We start from the raw sequence: 21,048 nt of genomic DNA, 5'->3' as shown, positions 1-21,048 counted from the left end.
TCGATCGGCTCGGTGGCCGATCGCGTTCTGCTTCACGCAGGTGATTCGCTACGCGCGCGTTGACTCGCTCACCGACCGCAGTATACTGGGCACGCCTTGCCACGTTTGGGCTCCCGTTCTGCCCCCTGCGCCCGCGTCTGCACGATCAAGGGGGAAGTCCCGTGTCCATCATCACCATTTCGCGTGGGACGTTCAGCGGTGGCAAGCGGCTGGCTGAATGCCTCGCAGATCGGCTCGGCTACCCCTGTTTGAGCCGCGAGGTCATCGCAGAAGCGGCCGCGGTGTACGGCGTGTCGCAGGTCGAGTTGGGCGCAGCCCTCAGCCAACCCCCGTCGTTCTGGGATCGGTTCCGGCGCGACCGCGACCGCTACCTGGCCTATATTCGAGCCGTCCTCTGCCAGCGCGCCAAGGTTGGCAACCTCATCTACCACGGCCACGCCGGCCATCACCTGCTCGCGGGCGTCAGGCACGTCATCCGAGTGCGCGTCGTCGCAGACCTCAGCTACCGCATCCACGCCGCGATGGCGCAGTGCAACATGACGAGCGGTCAGGCCGAGGCCTACATCAACAAGGTGGACGAAGATCGCCGAAAGTGGACGCGCTTCCTCTATGGTGTTGCCTGGGAGGACGCGTCGAACTACGACGTGGTGCTCAACCTGGAGTACCTGGGTGCGGCCGGTGCGTGTGAGGTCGTCGTCCGGATGACGGAGTTGGAACAGTTCGAACAGACGGAGCAATCACAGACGGCGATGCAGAACCTCGCGGTGGCCAGTTTGGTCACGGCGGCGCTGGCGCGCGACCAGCGGACTCGGGATTCGGACTTCCGCGTCCAGGCCGACGCGGGCACTGTCACGATCGAAGGGATGGTCCGCATGGCTGCCACCGTGGGTGAGGCCGCGGAGGTTGCGTCGGCCACCGAGGGCGTAAGGGCCGTCGTCAACCACGTCGTCACGGCGACGCTGGCCCTGTAGCCTCGAGCAGACTTGGGATGACGCCGCAGCACCCCTACCCAGGAGCAGGACGCACGCCTGATCCGGTTCGAGGCGACGAGGACGCGCGCCGCGCGCTCGGCTCCGAGCGGGCTCTAGCCGATCGGCCCAACGTCAGCATCGGGTTGCGCATCGCACTGACCATGCTCACCTCGTTCCTGCTAGTGGCCAGTGTTGTCGTCGCCTCCATGATGCTCATGTCGCGTGTCGCGATGTTCCAGGAGTTTCTCGAACGAGTCAGCACCTACACCCTCGAACTCGAGCACGCGCGGCGCTACGAGAAGAACTATCTGCTCTACGGCACCAACCTGGACGACGCAATGAACCAGGCCCAGGCGGCCCATCAGCTGTTGCGTGGGTCCCGGGACGCCGTGGTCGCCCTGGTGGGCGCGCCAACCTTCGAGCGGATGGAGGGTGAGCTCGACAACTACGCGACGCTGCTGGAGCGGTTCGGGGCGCTCGGCACACGTCGGGACCCGCCGGCCTTGGCTGAGCACGCCACGATCGAGCACGGACTGCGCCGGGTCGGCGCCCAGTTGCTGGCCGATGCCAACGACGTCGTCCAGCGAGAGCGCATGCAGCTGCACACGGCCATCCGGACTTCGTCACTCGTGTCGATCGGAGCGTTGCTGCTGGTCTTCGTGGTCATGGCCACCATGGGTTACGCGATGACGCGGCAGATTGCCAGCCCGCTCCGCCGATTCGTCGGCTACACGCAGCGCATCGCCGGGGGCGACTACTCACCAGTTCAGCCGGCGCGACGGTACCGCGACGAGTTCTCGGACCTGGCGATCGCCATCAACCGAATGGTGTTCCGGCTGCGAGATCGCGAGCACCGGCTCGAGCGCAGCAGCCGCATGGCCGCGGTCGGAACGCTGACGGCCGGCATCGCGCACGAGCTCAACAACCCGCTCAACAATATCAGCCTGAACGCCGAGGCTCTCCTCGAACACTTCGACGCCTACGCCGACGCGCAGAAGCTCGCCATGATCGAGGACGTCGTCAATCAGGTCGAGCGGGCGAGCGGGACCGTGCACAATCTCCTCGACTTCACCCGGGTCGAGAAGCCGGTGTTCGTGCCTGTCTCGCTGGCCGAGGTCCTCGCCGGCGCGCGCCGCCTGATCGGCAACGAGGCGCAAATCAGCCACGTCGACGTGGCCCTGCCGGATGACCTGCCGATGGTCGACGGCAACCCGCGGGAGCTTCAGCAGGTGTTCGTGAATCTCTTCCTGAATGCGATCCAGGCCATGCCGAACGGCGGCACGATCACCGTTCGGGCAACGCGGGTGGATCACGCAACGATCAGCATCGAGATCGCCGACACCGGTCTCGGGATTCCCGAGGAGGACCTGGGATCGATCTTCGACCCCTTTTTCACCTCCAAGGAGGTCGGTGTGGGTACGGGGCTGGGGCTGTTCGTGAGCTACCAGACCGTCAAGCGGCACGGCGGCCGCATTGAAGTGGAGAGCCGGGTCGGCCAGGGGACGGTGTTCACCGTCATGCTGCCCGTGCCGGGGTCACCCGGGGCCGTCGCTGCGCGGGTGTCAGGATGACGCGATGATGTACATATATCTGCCTATCGCCGGCAACGCGGTCAATGCGCTGCTGCTCGTCGGGCTGGGTGGGCTCGTCGGGCTCCTCTCAGGGCTGTTTGGGGTCGGCGGCGGATTTCTCATGACGCCGCTGCTGATGATGCTGGGCATCCCCGCCGCGGTCGCTGCGGCCTCCGATTCGAACCAGATCGTCGCGGCGTCGGCGTCCGGATGCTACGCCCACTTTCGTGAGGGCAACATCGATTTCAAGATGGGGTTGCTCATGCTCGTCGGCGGTCTGGCGGGCGGTTCGGTCGGCGTGCAGCTCATCAAGATGCTGCGCGGCCTTGGGGAGGCCGGTTTCGTCATCACGGTCGTGTACGTCGTGATGCTGGGCGGCATCGGGGCGTACATGTTCTTCGAGAGCCTGACCTCGATGCGGCAGCGGCGCAGACGAGTAGTGTCCGTGCGCCACTCCATCTACCGCCGGGCCGTGGAGGCTTTGCCCTGGAAGATGCACTTCCCCAGGTCGAAGGTGTCGGTGTCAGCCCTCTTGCCGCTCCTGCTCGGCGTGCTCGTGGGCATCCTGGCCGCCATTATGGGCGTCGGCGGAGGATTCATCATGGTGCCAGTGATGATTTACCTCCTGCGGATGCCGATCCACGTCGTCGTCGCCACCAGCCTGTTCCAGGTCCTTTTCACGTGCATCAACGTGACGGTGCTGCAGGCCGCGCTCAATCACACCGTCGACTTCGTCCTGGCCCTCTTGCTGCTGGTCGGGTCGGTCCTGGGCGCGCAGATCGGCGTGCGCCTCGGAAAGCGCCTCGGAGCCGAGCAGCTCAAGATCCTCATGGCGATCGTTGTCCTGGCCGTCATGACGAAGATGCTGCTTGGGCTGATGCAGCACCCCGAGGTTCTTCTCGACTACAAAGGGGGGTACTAGACGTGATGGTCGCGCTGCTGGTGGGCATGCTGGTCTGGCCCGCTGCGTCGTCAGCCGCCGCGGAGGCGGGGGCGATTGTCGTGGCACCCGACCACGTAACCGTCAATCTCTTCTACAACGGCAGCGACCTCCATATTCGGGTCCAGCTCCCGGCCAACGCCGGCGCCGCCGTGCGTCTGACTGGCCTCTCTGGCCGTGTGGAACTCAAACAGAAGGGTAAGGTGGCCGGCATCCTGTGGATGAACGTCGCCGACGTCGACCTGGACGGTGTGCCGATCATCTACTATCTCCTGACAAGCGCTCCGCTTCGCGACATGGCGCCGCCTCGCGAACTTGCGACCTGGAAGCTGGGCAGCGAAGCGCTCCTGCCAGACGAGTCGCCCGGGGGACCGTACCGTGACCAGTTCGTGAAGCTCAAGCAGCGGGACGGCCTGTACCGGGTGCTGGAAGGCGCCCTCACGAAGACGGGTGGGGGCGAGGGTGGCAGCGCGGTATTCGAGGGCACGCTGTCACTACCCGCCAAGATTCCGCCAGGCACCTGGCAGGTCGAACTGTTCGGGTTCGAGCACGGGCATGTGGCGCGGCTCGCGGCGGTTCCCCTGACCATTGAGTACGCGGGCGTCGTCCGCGCCATGCACGGCTTGGCCATGGACCATGGAACCGTCTATGGGTGGATGTCCGTCGTGATTGCCATCGCCGTCGGACTGCTGACGGGGGTGCTGTTCAGCACGAAGTCCCAGAAGGGGCACTGAGGCGCATCATGGTCAGGCTGGCCGCCCTGTTCCGGCTTCGACGGACCCACGGCCGGGATGCGCTTCGCGCACGGTTCGATCACTTCACTCACCTCCTGTCGATGGACAACAGGACCCTGGAGCTCATCGCGGGCGCAGAAGAATCACTCGGGGGCGAGTACCTCTTCGACAAGCAGTACCTGTGCACGCTTGAATCCGATCTGGCAGAGGCGGTGCTCAGCACGATTCGGGATCTGGCAGCCATGTCGGACAACCGGTACCCGGGGCTGGCGGTCGCGTGGGAACAGATCCGCGCCCGCGTCCGGTCGAGCCTGGGGTGCGATGCGGGTTCTCACGATGATCGCCTCGTGATCGGCCTCGAACAGATTCGCAGCGAGCACGCCGACACGGTTGGAGAGAAGTCCGCGAGGCTCGGCGAGATCGCCCATCGCGTGGGACTGCGCGTGCCGCCTGGGTTCGCCATCACGGCCCGCGCGTGCCAGATGCTGCTCGACGATCGCAGGCTCGCAAGTCGGCTGCACGCGGTCGACGGCCACGACCCCGAGGTGGCTTCGAGGGACCTGGTCGAGGCCATCCTCGAACTTCCGCCTCCTCGCGCCGTCGTCGTGGCCATCCGCCGCGCGCTGGCGGCGTTCGATCGTGGAACGAGATTCTCGGTGCGCAGCAGTGCCATCGGTGAAGACCGCGAACACAGCTTCGCCGGGCAGTTCGACACGCGGCTGAACGTCGCGAGCAAGGGTGTCGTGCGCGCGTGGCAAGAGGTCGTCGCCAGCCTGTTCTCCCCGCGTGCCATCGACTACCGGAGGCGCCTCGGAATGCCGCATCGTCAGGCCAGCATGGCGGTGGCGTGTCTGACGATGGTGCCGGCAGAAGCAAGCGGCGTCATCTATACGATGAACCCGGCGGATCCCGACGACCCAACCATGCTGGTCACGGCGGCGTACGGCCTCGGCGTAACGGTGGTCGAAGGCACGGGCAGCGCCGACACGTTTCGGGTATCGCGTACGCAGATCCCGCGCGTGATGCACACGAACGTCGTGTCCAAGCTGCAGATGGTCGCCCCCGCAGACGCCGGGGGGGTCGCCACCGTCGACGTCGCGCCAGCCAGGCGCACCTCGCCAGCGCTGACGGCCCAACAAGTCGTGGCCCTGGCGAGCGCGGCGCTCCAGATCGAGCGCCACATGAAGTGCCCGCAGGACATCGAATGGGCGATGACGCCTGACAGAGAATTGCAAATCCTGCAGGCCCGGCCGCTCCGGCTGACCCGGCCGCCGGCCCGACTCGCGGAAGCGGTGTCGGCGGTGCTGCGTGAGCGGCCCATGCTGCTCGATGGCGCCGGCACCGTCGCCTGCCGCGGTGTCGGAGCCGGACCGGTCAGCATCGTTGCCAGCGATGCCGATGGCAAGACGTTTCAGCCCGGCCATGTGCTCGTGACGAAATACGCCACGCCGCGCCTGGCGCCGCTGGTGCCGATCGCGAGCGCTGTTGTCACCGAGGTCGGCGCGATCACCGGCCACATGGCGACCGTCGCCCGTGAATTCCGAATCCCGACGCTCGTCGGCGTGGCCGGAGCCACCACCAGACTCCGGCCGGGCATGGAAGTGACCGTCGATGCCAACGACGCCGCTATCTATGAGGGCCGGGTCGAAGCACTGTTGCAGTACGAGGTGCTGGAAGGGCGCTCCTGCACCGAGAGTCCCGAATTTCAGGCGCTACGACGTGCGCTGCACCACATCGCCCCGCTGTCGCTGACCGACCCCGACGCGCCGGACTTCGTCCCTGAAGCCTGCCGGACCTACCACGACATCATCCGGTTCGCCCACGAGCGGGCACTCGATGAACTGGCCAGGCTCGACGAGGTGCGGCTGCGCGATTGTCCGAAGTGGGTACACCGGCTGGAACTGGACGTGCCGCTCGATCTGCGGGTCATCGACCTCGGGGGCGCGCTCGTGCGGGACGCCCTGCCGGCGCGCATCACGCCGGACATGATCGCGTCCGAGCCCCTCCGCCTGCTGCTGCGGGGCGTGATGACCCCGGGAGTCTGGGCGACCTCGGCTGCAGACATGGACCTCGAGGGGTTCATGGCTAGCGCAACACGGGGCACAGCCATGATGCTGCCCGGCGCTGTGCCGGTGCCTCGCAATGTGGCCATCGCCTCGGCCCACTACGTGAACGTCAATCTGAGGGTGGGCTACCACTTCAACGTGATCGACGCCTACTTGGGGGATGGCCCGGAGAGTTCGCGCATCGTGTTTCGCTTCATCGGCGGCGTGACCGACGTGACGCGGCGCACCCGCCGGGCACGCGTGCTGGCCGCCATCCTCCTGCACCACGACTTCCAGGTCGAGCAGAAGGGCGAGCTTGTTATCGCCCGCCTCGGGGGCGTTCCCCGGTCGCTGGTCGAAGACCGTCTTTCGATGCTCGGCCGGCTTGTCGGATTCACCCGTCAGCTGGACATTTTCCTTCGTGCCGACAACGTGGTCGAGGTGATGGTCGATCGGTTTCTGAAGGGGCAGTTTGAGCCGGTCCTCGAAGGTGTGAGAGGAGATCAGGGCATGGCAGACACGATCAACGTGCTGGTGTTGGACGACGAGACGACGGTGTGCCAGCGGCTGAAGGACCACTTGGAGGCACGCGGCATGTCGGTGGAAACGTACCTCGACAGCCGGACGGCAATCTCGCGCTTGACGGAACGGCAATTCCACGTGGTGGTGACTGACCTCAAGATGAGCGGCCCCACGGGGCTCGACGTGTTGGTGGCAGTCAAACAGTACAGCCTGCCCACCGAGGTCATCATCATCACCGGCTACCGTTCGATTGAAGCGCTTCGGGGAGCGGAGGCCGTAGGGGCCTTCGGTTTTCTCGACAAGCCGTTTCGGCTGGAAGACCTCGAGGCGATGGTGAAACAGGCCGCGAAGAAGGCCAAGCGCTGGCTGCCGGAACACCGTACCAGGGAGACCCTATGACAGCGAGACCGCGCGTCCTCATCGTCGACGATGAGCGAATCGTGTGCGATCGGATCGGAGCGGAACTCGAGCGCCTGGGGCTGGACGTGGAGACCGATGTTGACAGCACCGCCGCCTTGAGACGGATCTCCGAGCGACCCTTCAGTCTGGTGATCACCGACATCAAGATGCGCGGTCCAACCGGGATCGACCTCATGCACTTCGTCAGAGAGAATTACCCGGCCACCAAGGTGATCGTCATCACCGGGTTTGCCACCAAGGAAACGGCACGAGAGGCACTCAAGGGAGGCGCGGTAGACTTCATCCCGAAGCCATTCAAGATGCGGTACCTCCGCGATCTGGTGCTGCGCATCCTCGGCCCGGCTGGTGAAGGCGGCAGCGATCCGCGCTAGGCCTGCCGATACTTCGTCAGACGTCGGACAGCGTGAAGACGTTCAGCTGCACATCGGTCACGCCGGGCACCTGCCGGACAATCGCCTGGAGGTCGGCCGCCCGGTCGGCCGTCGGAAGCTTGCCGGTGATCGTGACTGCCCCGCCGCGCGCGCTGACCTCCACCTCGAGGGTCGATGTGCGGTTCGCCACCGCCAGACTGGCCCGGACGCGGCTGGCAAGCGTCAGGTCTTCCATCGCCGCCTGGCTCTCGGCTGTTTCCGCGAAACACCGCTCGGCGGCCATCTGACCGATGATGGTGCAGGCAGCCTGGATGTCGAGCGATTCGAGGTTCAGCACGAGATCGTAGAGGGACGGATCACCCCAATCGACGCCGTACAGGTACTGGGTCCATTTCTGTCGATCCTGATCCATCTTCTGAATGTGCGCGAGCGCGTCGGATTCGCTCATCGTGAGGCGATCCTGCACCGCAGACACTCGGAAAGGCATGGGCGCAATGATGCGCGTCCGAAGCACGTGACTGACACCGCGCAGAAGGAGATGGCCGGCGTTCCCGTGATAGACCGCCTGGCCGGCCCGCACTTCCTCGGTGAGCGCGGCCTGGATCAGGGTGAGGTAGACATACTTCGTGTGTCGAAAGCGATCCCAGAACGACGGCGGCTTCGACAGGGCATCCCGCAACGCTTCCTGCGGAACGCCGTAGGCGGCTGCACGCGCGACGATCACGTCGCGGTCGATGCATCGGTATCCGAGCCTGTCGGCGAGACATTCGCCGAGCATCTTGCCCCCGCTGAATGAGCCTCGTGAAATCGTGATCACTGGCATGGCGTGGTGTGTCCGTTCAGCCGTCGTGCGCGACGGCGACATCGCCGGCGTCGACAAGCAGGTTGGTCAGCAAGCGGTCCGAACGGGCCTGGTCGCCGGAGGCGATCGCCTCGACCAGCCCATCGCCGATCACGGCCGACACGGCGGCCCTGATCCGGGAGGATGACCACCCGGCGGCGATCAGGCGCTGTCGCAGATCGGCCAGGCGCGTGACGGCCTCGGCATACTCCGGTCCGTACTGGCGCTCGAGTTGCTCCCGGATCGCGCGGGCCAGCGACGGACATCGGCCCTCGGTCGCCACCGCGAGCGTGAGGTCTCCACGGCGGACGACGGCCGGCACGGTGAAAGCGCATAGCGCGGGGCGATCGACGACATTGACGAGGGCTCCCGCGGCGCGGGCCTCCGCGGCCACCTGCCGGTTGACTCGGTCATCGTCGGTGGCGGCGACGACCAGAAATGCCCCGCGCGTATCGCCGGGCTCGAAAAGCCGGTGCTCGACTCGCACATGCCCGTCCAGTTCGAGCCGGTGGACGGCGTCGCACATCCTCGGGGCGACCACCGTGACGCGTGCCTTCGCGTCCACGAGCGCCGCGATCTTCCGGGCCGCGACGGCGCCGGCGCCGACGACAAGGGCAGGACGGTCCTGCACGACGAGATTCACCACATAGCTCATGGTTCGATCACAGGGACTCCGATTTCGGCAGCATCCGCGTGCCGGCCAGCTTCCGGCGCAACCGCACGACATCGCCAACGACCAACGTGGCCGGAGGTTGAATCCCCAAGCGATCTACCTCGTCGGCAATCGCGTCGAGCGTCGAGGTGACGATCTGTTCAGTGTCCCAGTACGCCGACTTGATGATCGCAACAGGCGTAGACGCGAGGCGGCCGTCTTCGATCAGGCGCGCCGCGATCCGGCGCACGTTGCCGACCGCCATCATGAACACCAGCGTGTGCATCCGTGCCAGGGCGGGCCAGTCCAGGCCCGATACGTCGTCGTTGGCCTCGTGGCCAGTGACAAACGCCACAGAAGAGGCCACGCCTCGGTGGGTGACAGGAATGCCCGCCCGCAACGGCGCGGCCAACGCGGAGGACACGCCCGGCACCACCTCGAAGGGCACGCCGTGTCCTGCCAGGAACTCCGCTTCCTCGCCGCCGCGGCCGAACATGAAAGGGTCGCCGCCTTTCAGCCTGACGACGGTCTTTCCTTCGTTCGACTTCCGGAGCAGCACCGTGTGAATGTCGTCCTGCTGCGACTCGGGACCATCGGGCCGTTTGCCCATGAAGATGCGCTCAGCGGCCGGACTTGCCAGATCGAGTACCGCCGGCTGAATGAGGCGGTCGTAGACAATGACGTCTGCGATCTGCAGGAGCGCGGCGGCTCTCAGGGTGAGCAGATCAGGATGTCCAGGTCCTGCGCCAACCAAGTAGACGGTTCCGGCTGGCATGCGACCCCCGGTTCGCGCGAGTCCGATCGCGCTCAGGCAGGAACGAAACCCATCACAGCTTCAGAATCGAGCACAGGCCAGCGAGGCTGCGTCGTCTGTTGCCGGGAACGACCGGCCCCCCGATGATATGGACGCGTCCCGGTGCTGTCAAGAATCGGCGCCGACCTGGGAAGCCGCTGCGCGCGCGCGCACCGGTGCCTGGCCCAGCACCGACAGCGTACGCTGCCGAACCTCGTCGACCCGGCCCGTGCCGTCGACCCGCCTCAACAGGCCCAGCCGCTCGTAGTAGGGCACCAGCGCGTCGGTCTTCTGATGGTACTCGGCAAGCCGCCGCGTCAGCACCTCCGCGGTATCGTCATGCCGCTGAACGAGACGGCCGGCAATTTCAGGTGGCGGCGGATCGAAACGCAGATGAAACACCCGCCGGGTCACCGGATCGGACCGTCGACCTGTGATGCGTTCGATGAGGATTGCGTCGGCCACGTCGAGCAGTATGACATGGTCGAGCGAGCGACTGCGGCGTTCGAGCACCATATCGAGCGTACACGCCTGTTCGATGGTTCGCGGGTAGCCGTCGAGCAGGAAACCCGCGTCGCAATCGGGATAGACCAGACGGTCAGCGACAACCTCGTTCACCAGATCGTCAGGCACCAGTCGGCCCGTGTCGGAAAAGCACCGGAACTCTCGTCCGCGCGGCGTGTTCCTGGCGATCGCGTCTCGGATGATGTCCCCGGTCGACACGTGCGGCACGTGGCAATGCTCCACGATGGCCGCAGCCTGTGTACCCTTCCCCGCGCCCGGCGGTCCAAGCAGAATCACGTTCATGGTAATGATCTCGGTCAGATGGAGGCATGTCACGCCAGGCGCCGACACCGGAACCCGAACGCATGGGAGCCTCCCAACACGGATCGTGAAGGGGCGTGCGCCCTCATCCACGAGTCCGTCATCGCGCAGGAGCATAGAGCCGGGCACCGCGGGTGTCAATAACCAGGCATGTGCCGGTCCAGTCGATAGAATCGATGGACTAGCCGTTCCATTCGCGTCAACCGATCGTTGTTCGCTATGCTGGGCGGTACGATCCAGGAGCCGCAACATGGGAATCACAATGGTACTGAACGACACCCCGTACGGAAGTGAACGCCCGTACGCGGCGCTGCGTCTCGCCGACGCGATGCTGGCGCTCGATGAGCATCTCGAACTGACGGTCTGCCTGCTCGGCGACGCCGTGTGGTGCGCGAAACAGGGGCAGCAGACACCCGAGGGGTTCTACAACATCGGCCGCATGCTGCGTCCAGTGTTGCGGCGCGGCCTGGTGCTCGTCTGTGAAACCTGCATGGCCGCTCGAGGGCTGCAGGCCCAGGACCTGCTTGAGGGATGCAAACAGGCCAGACTCGGTGAAGTCGGCATGATGGTGCTTGACGCCGAAAAAGTGCTGACGTTCTGACCGGATTCCACGTCGGCGGGGCCGCGCGGCGCTATCGCCTGAGCTTTCCTCGAAGTTTCCGGAAGTGCACGGTCTGCCCCTCAGGCTCGGGACGTTTGGCCTTGGTCGACGCCGGAGGCGCCACGACGTCTGAGGGCTTGGAAGCCGCCGCGATCATCCGGACGACATCGGCGAGCGTTGCCGTATCAAGGATTCTCGCCATGGCGTCCCGGACCTGCTTCATGACGAGACGGATTCCGCACGTCGTTTCGTCCTTGCACTCGTCGCACTTCACGTACGCCGACTGGGATACACAGGGAATGGGCGCAATCGGACCGTCCAGCGCCCGGATGATCTGGCCGACGGTGATCTCGGCGGGGTCGCGCGTCAACAGGTAGCCCCCGTGCCGGCCCCGCTTGGTCTGGAGCAACCCCCGATGTTTCAGTTCCAGCAGGATTTGTTCGAGAAACTTCTTCGGGATGTCCTCCCGTGCCGCGATCACCGCACCGAGGGCGGGACGCGACTGTGGCTCCATCGCCAGACTCAAGAGGGCTTTCAGCCCGTATTTCGCCTTTGCCGATAGCATGTCGGTTCCTCTGTCGGGATCTAGGACGGGCGCTTGCGACTCACGTGTTCTCGAAGGCGTGCTGACACTGCCGAACGCTCAATACCGGACACGGTGAGGTGCGGACCACGCGTTCGGCCACACTCCCGAGCAGCACGCGGGGGAGTCCGGTCCGTCCGTGAGTGCCAATCACGATGAGGTCGACGAGGTGTTCGGTGGCATAGCGAAGAATGACGTCGAGTGGATCTCCGGCGAGCACAACCTTGTCGACACCCGTCCGATTGAGCGGGGGTTCTGTCAGCACGCGATCGAGGGAGACCATGGCGCTTCTGACTGCGTCATCCCTGAGACGGCCCGCAGCCGCCGTGCCGACGTCGGCGCTCAGTCCCTTCACGACCAGGTCTTCCACCACGTGCAGCAGCGTGAGCGAAGAGCCGAATATCTCGGCCAGGCCGGCGGCGCAACGAACCGCGGCAGCCGCGGTCTCGCTGAAGTCGGTCGGAACCAGAATGGACTTCACAGTCACCACGGAATCCTCTCGTTGAGCGTTCGGCGACGCGCTGCAACCGCGCCTCGGCTCAACCATGAAGTGACTTGCAGGGGCCGAGCCGGAATCCCTCCGTCGTCCGCAGGATTATAGCAAAGGCGGTCGCCTCCGGGCGAATCCACGTAGAACGGCGTGGGGTCAGCCTCTCGTCCGCTCGTCGGTCGACGCGCAATGCCGGGTTCCGAACAGGGGACACACTCCGAGGGCGAGACTCGGAGATTCGCGTTGACGGAAGCGCGTGCACGTTGGACGTTGTCGATTGGACCGGCCCGCGGTAGTGTCCCGAGTCAGAAGTTCGGTGACGAATAGTCCGGAGCGCGGCGCCCGGATCGCAAGGCGCGAAACGCGAGAGTACCGGGAGTATTTGAACGCTGAGCAACGCAGCGAGCCGGGGGGCCCGACGCGGCAGCCGCGTTGGGGTGGGACGCGGGATGCCCCGCCCGGAATATGTCGGCGAATTTCCGCCTCGGGACACCAGGAGGGGTCAGTCTGATCTGGGTACCTCAAGGGCCGCCGGCGATCGTCCCACAGGTGCGCGCAGGGTATAGAATGGCGGCGCTGGGGCATCTGCCCGGCGTTCACGCCGGCCGAGGCGGCCGATGCGCCACGTCAGGAGGCGACCGGTGTCGGAATGGGCCGTGGTCAGGACCTTCAGTTACCAGCACGAAGCTGAGATCGTCAAGAGCGTCCTCGAAGGCAGCGGCATTGAGGCGATCACGAGCAGCGACGACTGCGGTGCCCTTGATCCCGCGCTGGGATTGGTCCGCGGCGTCAAGGTCCTCGTGGCGACCGAGCAGCTCGAACAGGCCGAGCGCGTCCTGGGCGCCGCGCAAGAGGACGGAACCGCTGGCCCATCTTCTGCGGACTAGGCCGGCGCTCGCATACAGGCCTTCTCCCTGACGAAGTGGTATCTCGACTGCGTCGATGCCGATGGACGTGTCGCAATCGCCTATGGGAGCGCCATTGCCTGGCGCGGCCTTCATCAGATCACCTGGCACAGTCTCTCGCTGCACGACGCTGGCGCCAAACCCGTCTACCGGACGAGCATCGTGCCGGCCGCCGCTCCCGCTCTCGACGACACGGGCGTCAGCTGGCACCGGGCGCCGTCGTCTCGGTCCTTGTGCTGACGGCGGTCGCCGGGAAGGCCGCTCCTCGGCCCGAGTCGCTTGGACCGATGCTCTGGCCGGGGTGCTGATCGTCACCTACGTCGCGTTCGGCGTTGACGTGTCCGGCTCGAATCGCCGGTTCTCGCGACTCGTGTCGAGCCGGGCTGGAGCCCGGCAACAGCGTTCACAGTCCGAGCGGCGAGACAGTCCGAGTGAAAGACCACTTCGGGAGGTAAGATGGGGACCATGACTCACACGCGACGCGACTTTCTTCGTCACTCCACGCTGGCAGCCGGCTCCGTACTCGTCCCGGCTGGATCGTGGCTGCAGGCTCAGGGCACTAAGACCGTACAGGGGCGAGCCCGCATGGTGCTGCGGTTCCGTCCCTACACGCTGCAGCTGAAGCACGTGTTCACGGTCGCCGTGAACTCGCGAACCACGACGCCGGTCGTGCTGACCGAAATCGAATACGACGGCATCATCGGGTACGGCGAAGCCTCGATGCCCCCGTACCTGGGAGAATCCCACGAGACGGCGACGGCGTTTCTCGCGAAGGTCGATCTCAGCCCGTTCTCCAACCCGTTCGATCTCGAGACGATCCTGACGGCGATCGATGCCATCGCCCCGGGCAACCCCGCGGCGAAAGCGTCGATCGACATCGCGCTGCATGATGTCGTGGGCAAACTGATGAAGCAGCCTTGGTACAACATCTGGGGCTACGACCCGGCCAGAGCGCCAGTCACGTCGTTCACGATCGGGATCGACACGCCCGAGGTGGTCAAGGCGAAGACGAAAGAAGCCGCCGAGTTCAAAGTGCTCAAGATCAAGCTTGGGCGCGACACGGACAAGGTGATGGTCGAGGCCATCCGATCGGTCTCGGACAAGCCGATGAGCGGCGACGCCAACCAGGGCTGGACCGATCGGCAACAGGCGCTCGACATGATCTTCTGGTTGAAGGAGCGCGGATTCCTGTACGTCGAGCAGCCGCTCCCCAAGGAGCGCGTCGACGACATGGCGTGGATCACGGAGCGCAGCCCGTTGCCTGTCATCGGTGACGAAGGCGTCCAGCGACTCGCCGATGTGCACAAGGCGCAGGGCGTCTATTCGGGCATCAATATCAAGCTGATGAAGTCGACCGGCATGCGCGAAGCGCAGAAGATGCTCCTGCTGGCGCGGACCCTGGGCATGAAGGTCATGCTCGGCTGCATGACGGAAACCTCGTGCGGGATTTCGGCCGCCTCGCACCTCTCGCCGATGGTCGACTGGGCCGATCTCGACGGGGCACTCCTCATCTCGAACGACCTGTTTGACGGCACGAAGGTCATCGACGGCAAGGTGACGCTGACCAGCCGGCCGGGCATCGGGGTCGTGAAGCTGAAGGCGTAACGGGGATCGGGACTACTTCCTTCCCGTGCCGCCGATGCGCGGCCACATCGGATCGGCCTTCACGGTCTGCCGATCGCCGGCCGCGTTCCACACCGCATCTTCCAGGCGGTGTTCGGCAGCCGGCTTCGGGGCGCCGACGCGCCGCAGGATCTCTGCCGCCGACGCGGGCATCACCGGCAGCAGCAGCACAGCCGCGACGCGCAGCGCCTCTGCCACGTCGTAGAGAATCGCTCCGACGCGTCCGGCGTTGGCGGGTTCCTTGGCGAGCTTCCACGGTTCAGTCTCGGCGATGTACTGGTTGGCCGCATCTACGAGGCTGAACGCCGCAGCCACGCCGTCCTGCAGCGCGAACCGCTCCATCGATGCGCGGTACGCGGCCAGCGCGTCATCCGCCACCTGCGCCAGGCGTCCGGCGGCGGCCCCGGATTGCGGCAGCCGCCCGCCGCAGTACTTGTCGGCCATCGTCGCGATGCGGCTGACCAGGTTGCCCAGGTTGTTGGCGAGATCCGAGTTGTACCGTTCTTCGAACCGTTCCCACGAGAAGTCGCCATCCTGCCCGTAGGCGAATTCGCGCACGAAAAACAGGCGCAGCGGATCCGGGCCGAACTTCGACGCCGCCTCCAGCGGATCGACGATCGTGCCCAGCGACTTGCTCATCTTCTCGCCCTTGAAGTATACGAACCCGTGGCCGAACACCTGCCGCGGCAGGGGCACGCCAGCGCTCATGAGCATCGCGGGCCAAATCACGCAATGGAACCGCGTGATGTCCTTGCCGATGACGTGCAGCGAGGCAGGCCACCAGCGCTCAAATGCCGCCTGGTCGCCTCCGAATCCGAGCGCCGAGATGTAATTGATAAGCGCGTCGAACCAGACATACACCACGCTCGCCGGATCGAAAGGCAGCGGAATGCCCCAGGCCTGCTCGGCGCGGCTGATCGAGATGTCCTCGAGCCCGCCCTGGATCAGACTGACGATTTCGTTGCGCCGTGCATCTGGCGCAAGAAAGTCCGGATGGGATTCGAAGTGGCGCAGCAGTGGTTCCTGGTACTTCGACAGCCGGAAGAAGTGATTCTTCTCGCGGATCCAGTCGGGCTTGCGCTTGTGCGTCGGGCAGAGACCGTCAGCCAGGTCCTTGTCCTGCTTGAACGCCTCGCAGGACACGCAGTACCAACCTTCGTAGTGGCTCTCGTAGATGTCGCCCGCCGCGCGGATGCGGCTGACCAGTTCGGTGACGCCGACGCGATGCCGCTCCTCGGTGGTCCTCACGAAGTCGTCGAACGAAATATCCAGCTGCTGCCAGACCTCGCGGAACTCCTGTTCCATCCGGTCGCAGTACGCCTTCGGATCGAGCCCCTGCTCCCGGGCGCGGCGATACACGTTCAGCGAGTGCTCGTCGTTGCCCATCAGGAACCACGTGGGCACGCCCGCGAGCCTCTTGTAGCGCGCGATGACATCGGCGGTGATCTTCTCGTACGCCGTGCCCAGGTGCGGCCGGCTGTTCACGTAGTCGATGGCGGTGGTGATGTAGAACGTGGACATAATGGAGACGGTTTCAAAACCTGCGTAAACGGCCCGCGATCAGACCAACAGAACGGGTTTTTCAACCGGTTCCTCAACCTTACAATCCTATCAGGTCCCGAGCCCGCAGCCGCAGCCACGGCGGCTCGTTTGGTATACTTGCCGTATGCCGCTATTTGAATACAAGTGCACGCCGTGCGGAACGCGCTTCGAGTTCCTGGTGCGCGGCGAACTCGCCCCGGCCTGCCCCGCCTGCAAGAGCGAGCAGGTCGAAAAGCAGCTGTCGGTGTTCGCCGTCGGCGCCAGTTCGCCGAAGGCCGCGCCAATGCCGGCCGGCAGTCCCTGCAGTTCCTGCCAGAACCCCGGCGCCTGCCAGTTCGCGAACTGATTATTTCCCCGCGAGTTTCGCGGCCGTGGTGAAGATTGGCTGGATGTCGACCGGCACATCCGCCAGCTTGTCCAGCGCGCGCTTGACCACCGGCCTCACGACCGCCAGTTTGTCGATGAGGAGCTTGGCCTTTGCGTAGCTGCCCTCGGATTCCAGGGTCATGAACTCGCCGGTGAGCGCCGCCACTGCGGGCTTGATCTTCGCCATATTGACCGCGAACGTCCCGTCTTTGGCCACGACGAACGCGCCGGCATCCAATAGATAGTTCAGCTGAATCGCGATGCCGCGGCCGTGCGCCTCGTTGATGCCGAACCGGATCGAGCGGAACGCCGACGCCAGGAACGTCGTATACATCGTCTGTTCCATCGGCTTCGCAATCACGCCCTTGTCCACCAGGTGCTGCAGAGCGAACAGGCCAGACACGTCGGCCTTGGCCTCTTCGATCGCGCTATAGGTGTCCTTCAGTTCCTGCCGCACCGTCGTCGCACGCCCGGCCACCGTGATGTTGTGCGGCCCGAGGCCGTGCATCAGCTCGTGCATCAAAATATGCGTGAAGAACGCGTCGAACGACACGTTTTTCTGATCGGCGGCCGACAGCACCACCTTCGCAATCGGCACGAGCGCCTTGGCGAACTTGGCTTCCTGCACGTTCTTGAGCATGACGCGCTTGGCGCCCTTCTCCCGGACGACGCGCTCGTCGTTCGGCAGGTTGTAGGCGGCCGTCTGGACGCCCCGGTTGCCGTCACCGGCCGCCAGGACCACATTGACCACGCGGATCGGGGCCATGCCGCCGAGTCTCGGATTGCGCAGCTTGGGGTCGATCGGGAGGTGGTTTTCGATGTCCTGCAGCTCGGTCGAGAACTTCGCCAGCTTCGCCGACTCGGCCGCGTCGCGCACCGTGATGAACGCCTCGAACGCCGCCTTGTAGTTGAACCACTCGTCCTCATAGACCTCGTATGGCCCGATCGTCGGCTCGATGGCCGAATCGAGCTCCATCCACGCGACGTCGCTCGCGTAGTAGTCGTTCGAGAGAAACGCGTCGGCACGGCTCGTCAGGAACTTCTTCAGCGTCGCGTCCGCGGTGAGCGCGGCTGCGTCGCGAAGCATCCCCGCCGCCCTCGTCAGCTCGGCCCGGTACTCCGTGCTGTACGGGACGATCTCGAACTTGCCATCCGCGCCCCTTCGAATGGTCGTAAAGAACCCCGTCGCCCTGGCGTGGTCGGTCGGCGACAGCGTCGACAGCCACGTCTCCAGAAACGCCTTCGTCGCCCCGGGCGGATAGAAATTCGCGCCCGCGGGCTTGGCCGCGACGCCCGGCACGAACGGGGCGTTGTGGTCGAGCCGCGACCACGGGCCCTTATTGATCTGGAAGTAGGTGAGACGAGCTTGACCGAGCGGCGACTTGTCGGCCTCTAGCGTTCGCAGCGTCGCTTCGTTCCGATCCCACACCTGGCGGATGAACAGCCTGTCCATCACGAAGCCCGCCTCGACCAGCTTGGCGAGCGCATTCTGTTCGTTGGGCGGCAACGCGGAGATGTCGGCTCCGATTTCGACAGCTACGAATCGGGCTGTCATGGTCTGGAGGCGCGCCGCGTCGGGCATCGCCTGGTCCTGTTGTACGCCAGCCACCACGACACCTCCGACGAGCAGCACGACAACGACAACGGCAACGACAACGGCAACGGCGCCTTGGTACCGCATGATCATGACCTCTTAAGAATGGCGATGCGTCTGGACCGTTCGTCACCCCGGCGCCCTGTCCCGCCGTAGCCCCGGGACGATGGTGGGGCGAAGGCGGAAAGCCGGGATCGAGTCCCGGTTCCCGATAATACGGGAGTGCGAACCAGGACTCTCCTATGACGTTGTACACCGAGCGGAGGGGTGAATGCGAGCGGGAGGCAAATCGGGGCCTAGTGAAAGCGCCTGCGCACAAGCTTCACATCTCTTCCGTGCCGCTCCAACCGGTGCGTCGTCCGGGCGACACGGACACGAGGCCCGCCCGGCACGGCGAGATCGCCGGGGTCGATTCGGTCTCGCCGGAACAGATCCTCGACAAATGCCAGGCTCGCTCGTTCGGACGAGACCGGCGGCAAAGACCCGAGATCGGGCGCAGCCGATGTGACGCCGAGGCCCACGTTCGCGGGTGGTGCCTCCACCAGGAGCCGCCGGACGCGCAGCCCGAAGGTGGCGCCCTCAATCGGTACGCTTACCCACCTCGTGGTTGATCCGCCTGCCCCAGTCGCCGCGGGACGCGTGCGGCTTCCATTACCAGTGGTCAGCATCGCGGCTGACGACGATGAGAGCACACCCCGGCCGACGAAGGCGCGGCGGAGAGCTTCGCGGTAGTTGCCGTGGAACAGATCCGCGTCGGCTTGAAGCACCTCGGCGGCTACCTGGGCGAAGTAATTCGACGCGATCCGTGCGCGTTCGACGGCGTGCACGAGGAGCGCGCCCGCGTCACGAGACACCCGAAGCAGATCATCTGCCGACCAGCCGACCTGGCACGACCCGCCAGACCGACCCGGCTGGTCCGACTGGCGAGAAGCTCCAGACTGACCCGGCGTGCGGGGATGGCCCACCTGGTCCGCATCGCGAGATTTGCCCGCCTGACCCGCTTCCCGAGGCTGGCCCGGGTGACTCGCGCCGCCAATCGCATTTGCGATGTCCGCCATTCCGGCAAGGGCGTCGAGGAACGTGGCCGTGAACACACGCGAGAATGAGTGCGGCTCAGACGACAGCGCCGAGGCTGGCGCCAGGGGAGGCAGCGATTCGGGCGCGCTGTAGAAAAACGAATTCGCCGCATTCCGGAGGCAGTCGCGATCGACCGCATCGGGATGCGACTGCCGAATCGCCCAGCCCAACTGCTCGGCCAGCCGCGAGATACGCGAACTGCGAGACAGCCGGCCGGCGGTCTCGGTGAGCACGGCTGTTCTGACCGATTCGAGTTCGAGCGCCGACAGCATGGCACTGATGTCGCCAAACGACTCGTGCAGCGCGGCCGCTTCGATCGCGGCGGCATTCCACAGTGCCGGCGCCAGCGCGTCGAGCACCGCGTGGCCAAGTTCGTGGCAGAGCACGTCGGGGCTTTCGCCCGAGTAGACCGCCTCGCCGCCGACGTGATCGTGAAAGAAGTAGAGACCATGGCGGTCGTAGTAGGCGTTGAGGTCGTTGCCGGCGTCAACCATCGCCGGCAGCACGTCGCCCGTATGCCATCGCGCCTTCTCGGGCATGAGCCCGGCCCAGTACTGCGCGCCTCGCGTCAGCGAATCGGCCGCGTTCCAGAATCGGAACGCGTCCGTGCCTCGGCGATAGCGGCCGGGCGGCGGCGCCTCGCCGACGACGGCGACGCCGAGCCGGCGTTGCTTGAGGGCCGGAACTGGCCGACTGATTGGTCGTGCGAATGGATCGGACTTGGGATCGTCTTCCCACGCGGACACATTGATCATAGCGATCTCTCCCTTCGTGACGCCGATGGTAGAGAGACCGCACGTCCGGCTCAACTGGATCTGCACACGCAGTGAGAGAAGCGACCGATTACCGTGCAAGCCGAACGCTTCAGAAGAGGATCACTCCCGGAGTGCTTTCAGCCCGGACCCAGGGTTCGCTGACTTCGCGCCCTTCGGGTTGAGCAATGTCGACCTCGGGAGGACATTCTCGAGCGACCATAGTTGCCCGGGCCTTGGGGGCAGACACAGGGCGGAACAACCGCTCGCGGGTCGAAATCGTAGGAACAGTCTCCGTTGGCGTTGCAACCGGGAATGACAACTGCAGGCACAGAAGCAGTTGACATCGGTCTTACATACAATAAGATAGTCAATATGAACTCCGAGACAGTTCCGACGCTGCCAGCCAAGGAACGGCTGATTCTCCAGATGCTGGTTTCCACCGGCTCAATGTTCGGCCTGCAGATGGTTGAGGCATCGGCTGGGAAACTGAAACGCGGCACCGTTTACGTCACCCTGGGACGGATGGAGCAAAAGGGCTTCATCGAATCAGAACAGGAACCCCGGCAGGCCGGCGCAATTGGGCTACCGCGTCGGACTTATCGGCCGACGGGTTTGGGAGAGCGTGCGCTCAAGGCGTGGACCGTTCTGGCCAGAGAACTGGCGTGGGCGGCGCGGTCATGAACGCACCTGGCGGCCGGCTCTACAGGATCGCTCGGCGGTTTCTCGACCCGGTCACCGTCGAGGCTCTCATCGCGCCGACCGTAGCAGATCTTCAATATGAAGTGCGACAAGCCGACACCGAGGGCTGGCGCCGATTGGTTGTCTAT

At 65.3% G+C, this 21,048-nt stretch carries 20 protein-coding genes; 11 read left to right on the top strand and 9 right to left on the bottom strand.

What is annotated here, in order from left to right; all coding sequences use genetic code 11:
• Positions 1-161 precede the first annotated feature (161 nt).
• From NTV05_02625 to NTV05_02600, 6 genes are read left to right on the top strand one after another with little or no spacing between them, the layout of a single operon-like run.
• A complete protein-coding gene (locus NTV05_02625) occupies positions 162-971 on the top strand; it encodes a cytidylate kinase family protein (GenBank protein ID MCX6543290.1) in 810 nt (269 codons plus the stop codon).
• Positions 972-988: 17 nt separating this feature from the next.
• Positions 989-2,542, top strand: a complete 1,554-nt coding sequence (locus NTV05_02620; protein ID MCX6543289.1) for a HAMP domain-containing sensor histidine kinase — start codon at positions 989-991, stop codon at positions 2,540-2,542.
• 4 nt (positions 2,543-2,546) lie between these two features.
• Positions 2,547-3,464, top strand: a complete 918-nt coding sequence (locus NTV05_02615; GenBank protein ID MCX6543288.1) for a sulfite exporter TauE/SafE family protein — start codon at positions 2,547-2,549, stop codon at positions 3,462-3,464.
• Positions 3,465-3,469: 5 nt separating this feature from the next.
• Positions 3,470-4,216 (top strand): TIGR02186 family protein, encoded by a 747-nt coding sequence (locus NTV05_02610; protein MCX6543287.1) that lies wholly within the window; start codon positions 3,470-3,472, stop codon positions 4,214-4,216.
• Between the two features lie 8 nt (positions 4,217-4,224).
• Positions 4,225-7,182, top strand: coding sequence for a response regulator (locus NTV05_02605; GenBank protein ID MCX6543286.1), 2,958 nt, complete (start codon positions 4,225-4,227; stop codon positions 7,180-7,182).
• Positions 7,179-7,574 (top strand): response regulator, encoded by a 396-nt coding sequence (locus NTV05_02600; protein ID MCX6543285.1) that lies wholly within the window; start codon positions 7,179-7,181, stop codon positions 7,572-7,574. The genes NTV05_02605 and NTV05_02600 overlap by 4 nt, the downstream gene beginning before the upstream one ends.
• A 16-nt stretch (positions 7,575-7,590) precedes the next feature.
• On the opposite strand, the gene NTV05_02595 is transcribed toward NTV05_02600, so the two are convergent.
• The 4 genes from NTV05_02595 to NTV05_02580 form a co-directional block, all read right to left on the bottom strand.
• Positions 7,591-8,397: a cytidylate kinase family protein gene (locus NTV05_02595; protein ID MCX6543284.1), complete on the bottom strand. Its 807-nt coding sequence runs from the start codon at positions 8,395-8,397 to the stop codon at positions 7,591-7,593.
• 16 nt (positions 8,398-8,413) lie between these two features.
• Complete coding sequence (locus NTV05_02590) at positions 8,414-9,070, bottom strand: bifunctional precorrin-2 dehydrogenase/sirohydrochlorin ferrochelatase (protein MCX6543283.1); 657 nt, start codon at positions 9,068-9,070, stop codon at positions 8,414-8,416.
• A gap of 7 nt (positions 9,071-9,077) precedes the next feature.
• Complete coding sequence (gene cobA / locus NTV05_02585) at positions 9,078-9,842, bottom strand: uroporphyrinogen-III C-methyltransferase (GenBank protein MCX6543282.1); 765 nt, start codon at positions 9,840-9,842, stop codon at positions 9,078-9,080.
• Between the two features lie 147 nt (positions 9,843-9,989).
• Positions 9,990-10,667: an adenylate kinase gene (locus NTV05_02580; GenBank protein ID MCX6543281.1), complete on the bottom strand. Its 678-nt coding sequence runs from the start codon at positions 10,665-10,667 to the stop codon at positions 9,990-9,992.
• Positions 10,668-10,935: 268 nt separating this feature from the next.
• On the opposite strand from NTV05_02580, the gene NTV05_02575 reads away from it, so the two are divergent.
• Complete coding sequence (locus tag NTV05_02575; GenBank protein MCX6543280.1) at positions 10,936-11,286, top strand: DsrE family protein; 351 nt, start codon at positions 10,936-10,938, stop codon at positions 11,284-11,286.
• A 31-nt stretch (positions 11,287-11,317) separates the two neighbouring features.
• On the opposite strand, the gene NTV05_02570 is transcribed toward NTV05_02575, so the two are convergent.
• Together NTV05_02570 and NTV05_02565 are read right to left on the bottom strand one after the other, a co-directional pair.
• Positions 11,318-11,851: an Rrf2 family transcriptional regulator gene (locus NTV05_02570; GenBank protein MCX6543279.1), complete on the bottom strand. Its 534-nt coding sequence runs from the start codon at positions 11,849-11,851 to the stop codon at positions 11,318-11,320.
• A gap of 40 nt (positions 11,852-11,891) precedes the next feature.
• Complete coding sequence (locus NTV05_02565) at positions 11,892-12,356, bottom strand: universal stress protein (GenBank protein ID MCX6543278.1); 465 nt, start codon at positions 12,354-12,356, stop codon at positions 11,892-11,894.
• 620 nt (positions 12,357-12,976) lie between these two features.
• Between NTV05_02565 and NTV05_02560 the strand changes: the two genes are divergently transcribed.
• Both NTV05_02560 and NTV05_02555 read left to right on the top strand, forming a co-directional pair.
• Positions 12,977-13,246, top strand: a complete 270-nt coding sequence (locus NTV05_02560; GenBank protein MCX6543277.1) for a DUF2007 domain-containing protein — start codon at positions 12,977-12,979, stop codon at positions 13,244-13,246.
• A 483-nt stretch (positions 13,247-13,729) separates the two neighbouring features.
• Positions 13,730-14,869, top strand: coding sequence for a dipeptide epimerase (locus NTV05_02555; protein MCX6543276.1), 1,140 nt, complete (start codon positions 13,730-13,732; stop codon positions 14,867-14,869).
• Positions 14,870-14,881: 12 nt separating this feature from the next.
• Here the strand turns inward: NTV05_02555 and metG are convergent, their stop codons facing one another.
• Complete coding sequence (gene metG, locus NTV05_02550; GenBank protein MCX6543275.1) at positions 14,882-16,408, bottom strand: methionine--tRNA ligase; 1,527 nt, start codon at positions 16,406-16,408, stop codon at positions 14,882-14,884.
• A 145-nt stretch (positions 16,409-16,553) separates the two neighbouring features.
• On the opposite strand from metG, the gene NTV05_02545 reads away from it, so the two are divergent.
• Positions 16,554-16,775, top strand: a complete 222-nt coding sequence (locus tag NTV05_02545) for a zinc ribbon domain-containing protein (GenBank protein ID MCX6543274.1) — start codon at positions 16,554-16,556, stop codon at positions 16,773-16,775.
• Here NTV05_02545 and NTV05_02540 read toward each other — a convergent pair whose 3' ends face one another.
• Entirely contained in the window at positions 16,776-18,476 is a 1,701-nt protein-coding gene (locus NTV05_02540; protein MCX6543273.1) for a hypothetical protein, read from the bottom strand. It abuts the gene before it with no gap.
• A gap of 209 nt (positions 18,477-18,685) precedes the next feature.
• Entirely contained in the window at positions 18,686-20,221 is a 1,536-nt protein-coding gene (locus NTV05_02535; GenBank protein ID MCX6543272.1) for a hypothetical protein, read from the bottom strand.
• A gap of 372 nt (positions 20,222-20,593) precedes the next feature.
• Between NTV05_02535 and NTV05_02530 the strand changes: the two genes are divergently transcribed.
• On the top strand, positions 20,594-20,902 hold the full coding sequence (locus NTV05_02530; GenBank protein ID MCX6543271.1) for a PadR family transcriptional regulator: 309 nt from the start codon (positions 20,594-20,596) through the stop codon (positions 20,900-20,902).
• Positions 20,903-21,048: the final 146 nt, after the last annotated feature.

The sequence above is a fragment of the Acidobacteriota bacterium genome (assembly GCA_026393755.1).
Lineage (GTDB): Bacteria > Acidobacteriota > Vicinamibacteria > Vicinamibacterales > JAKQTR01 > JBAXOX01.
The sequence above is the reverse complement of the archived record's forward strand: the minus strand, read 5'-3'. Positions and strand labels throughout refer to the sequence as shown.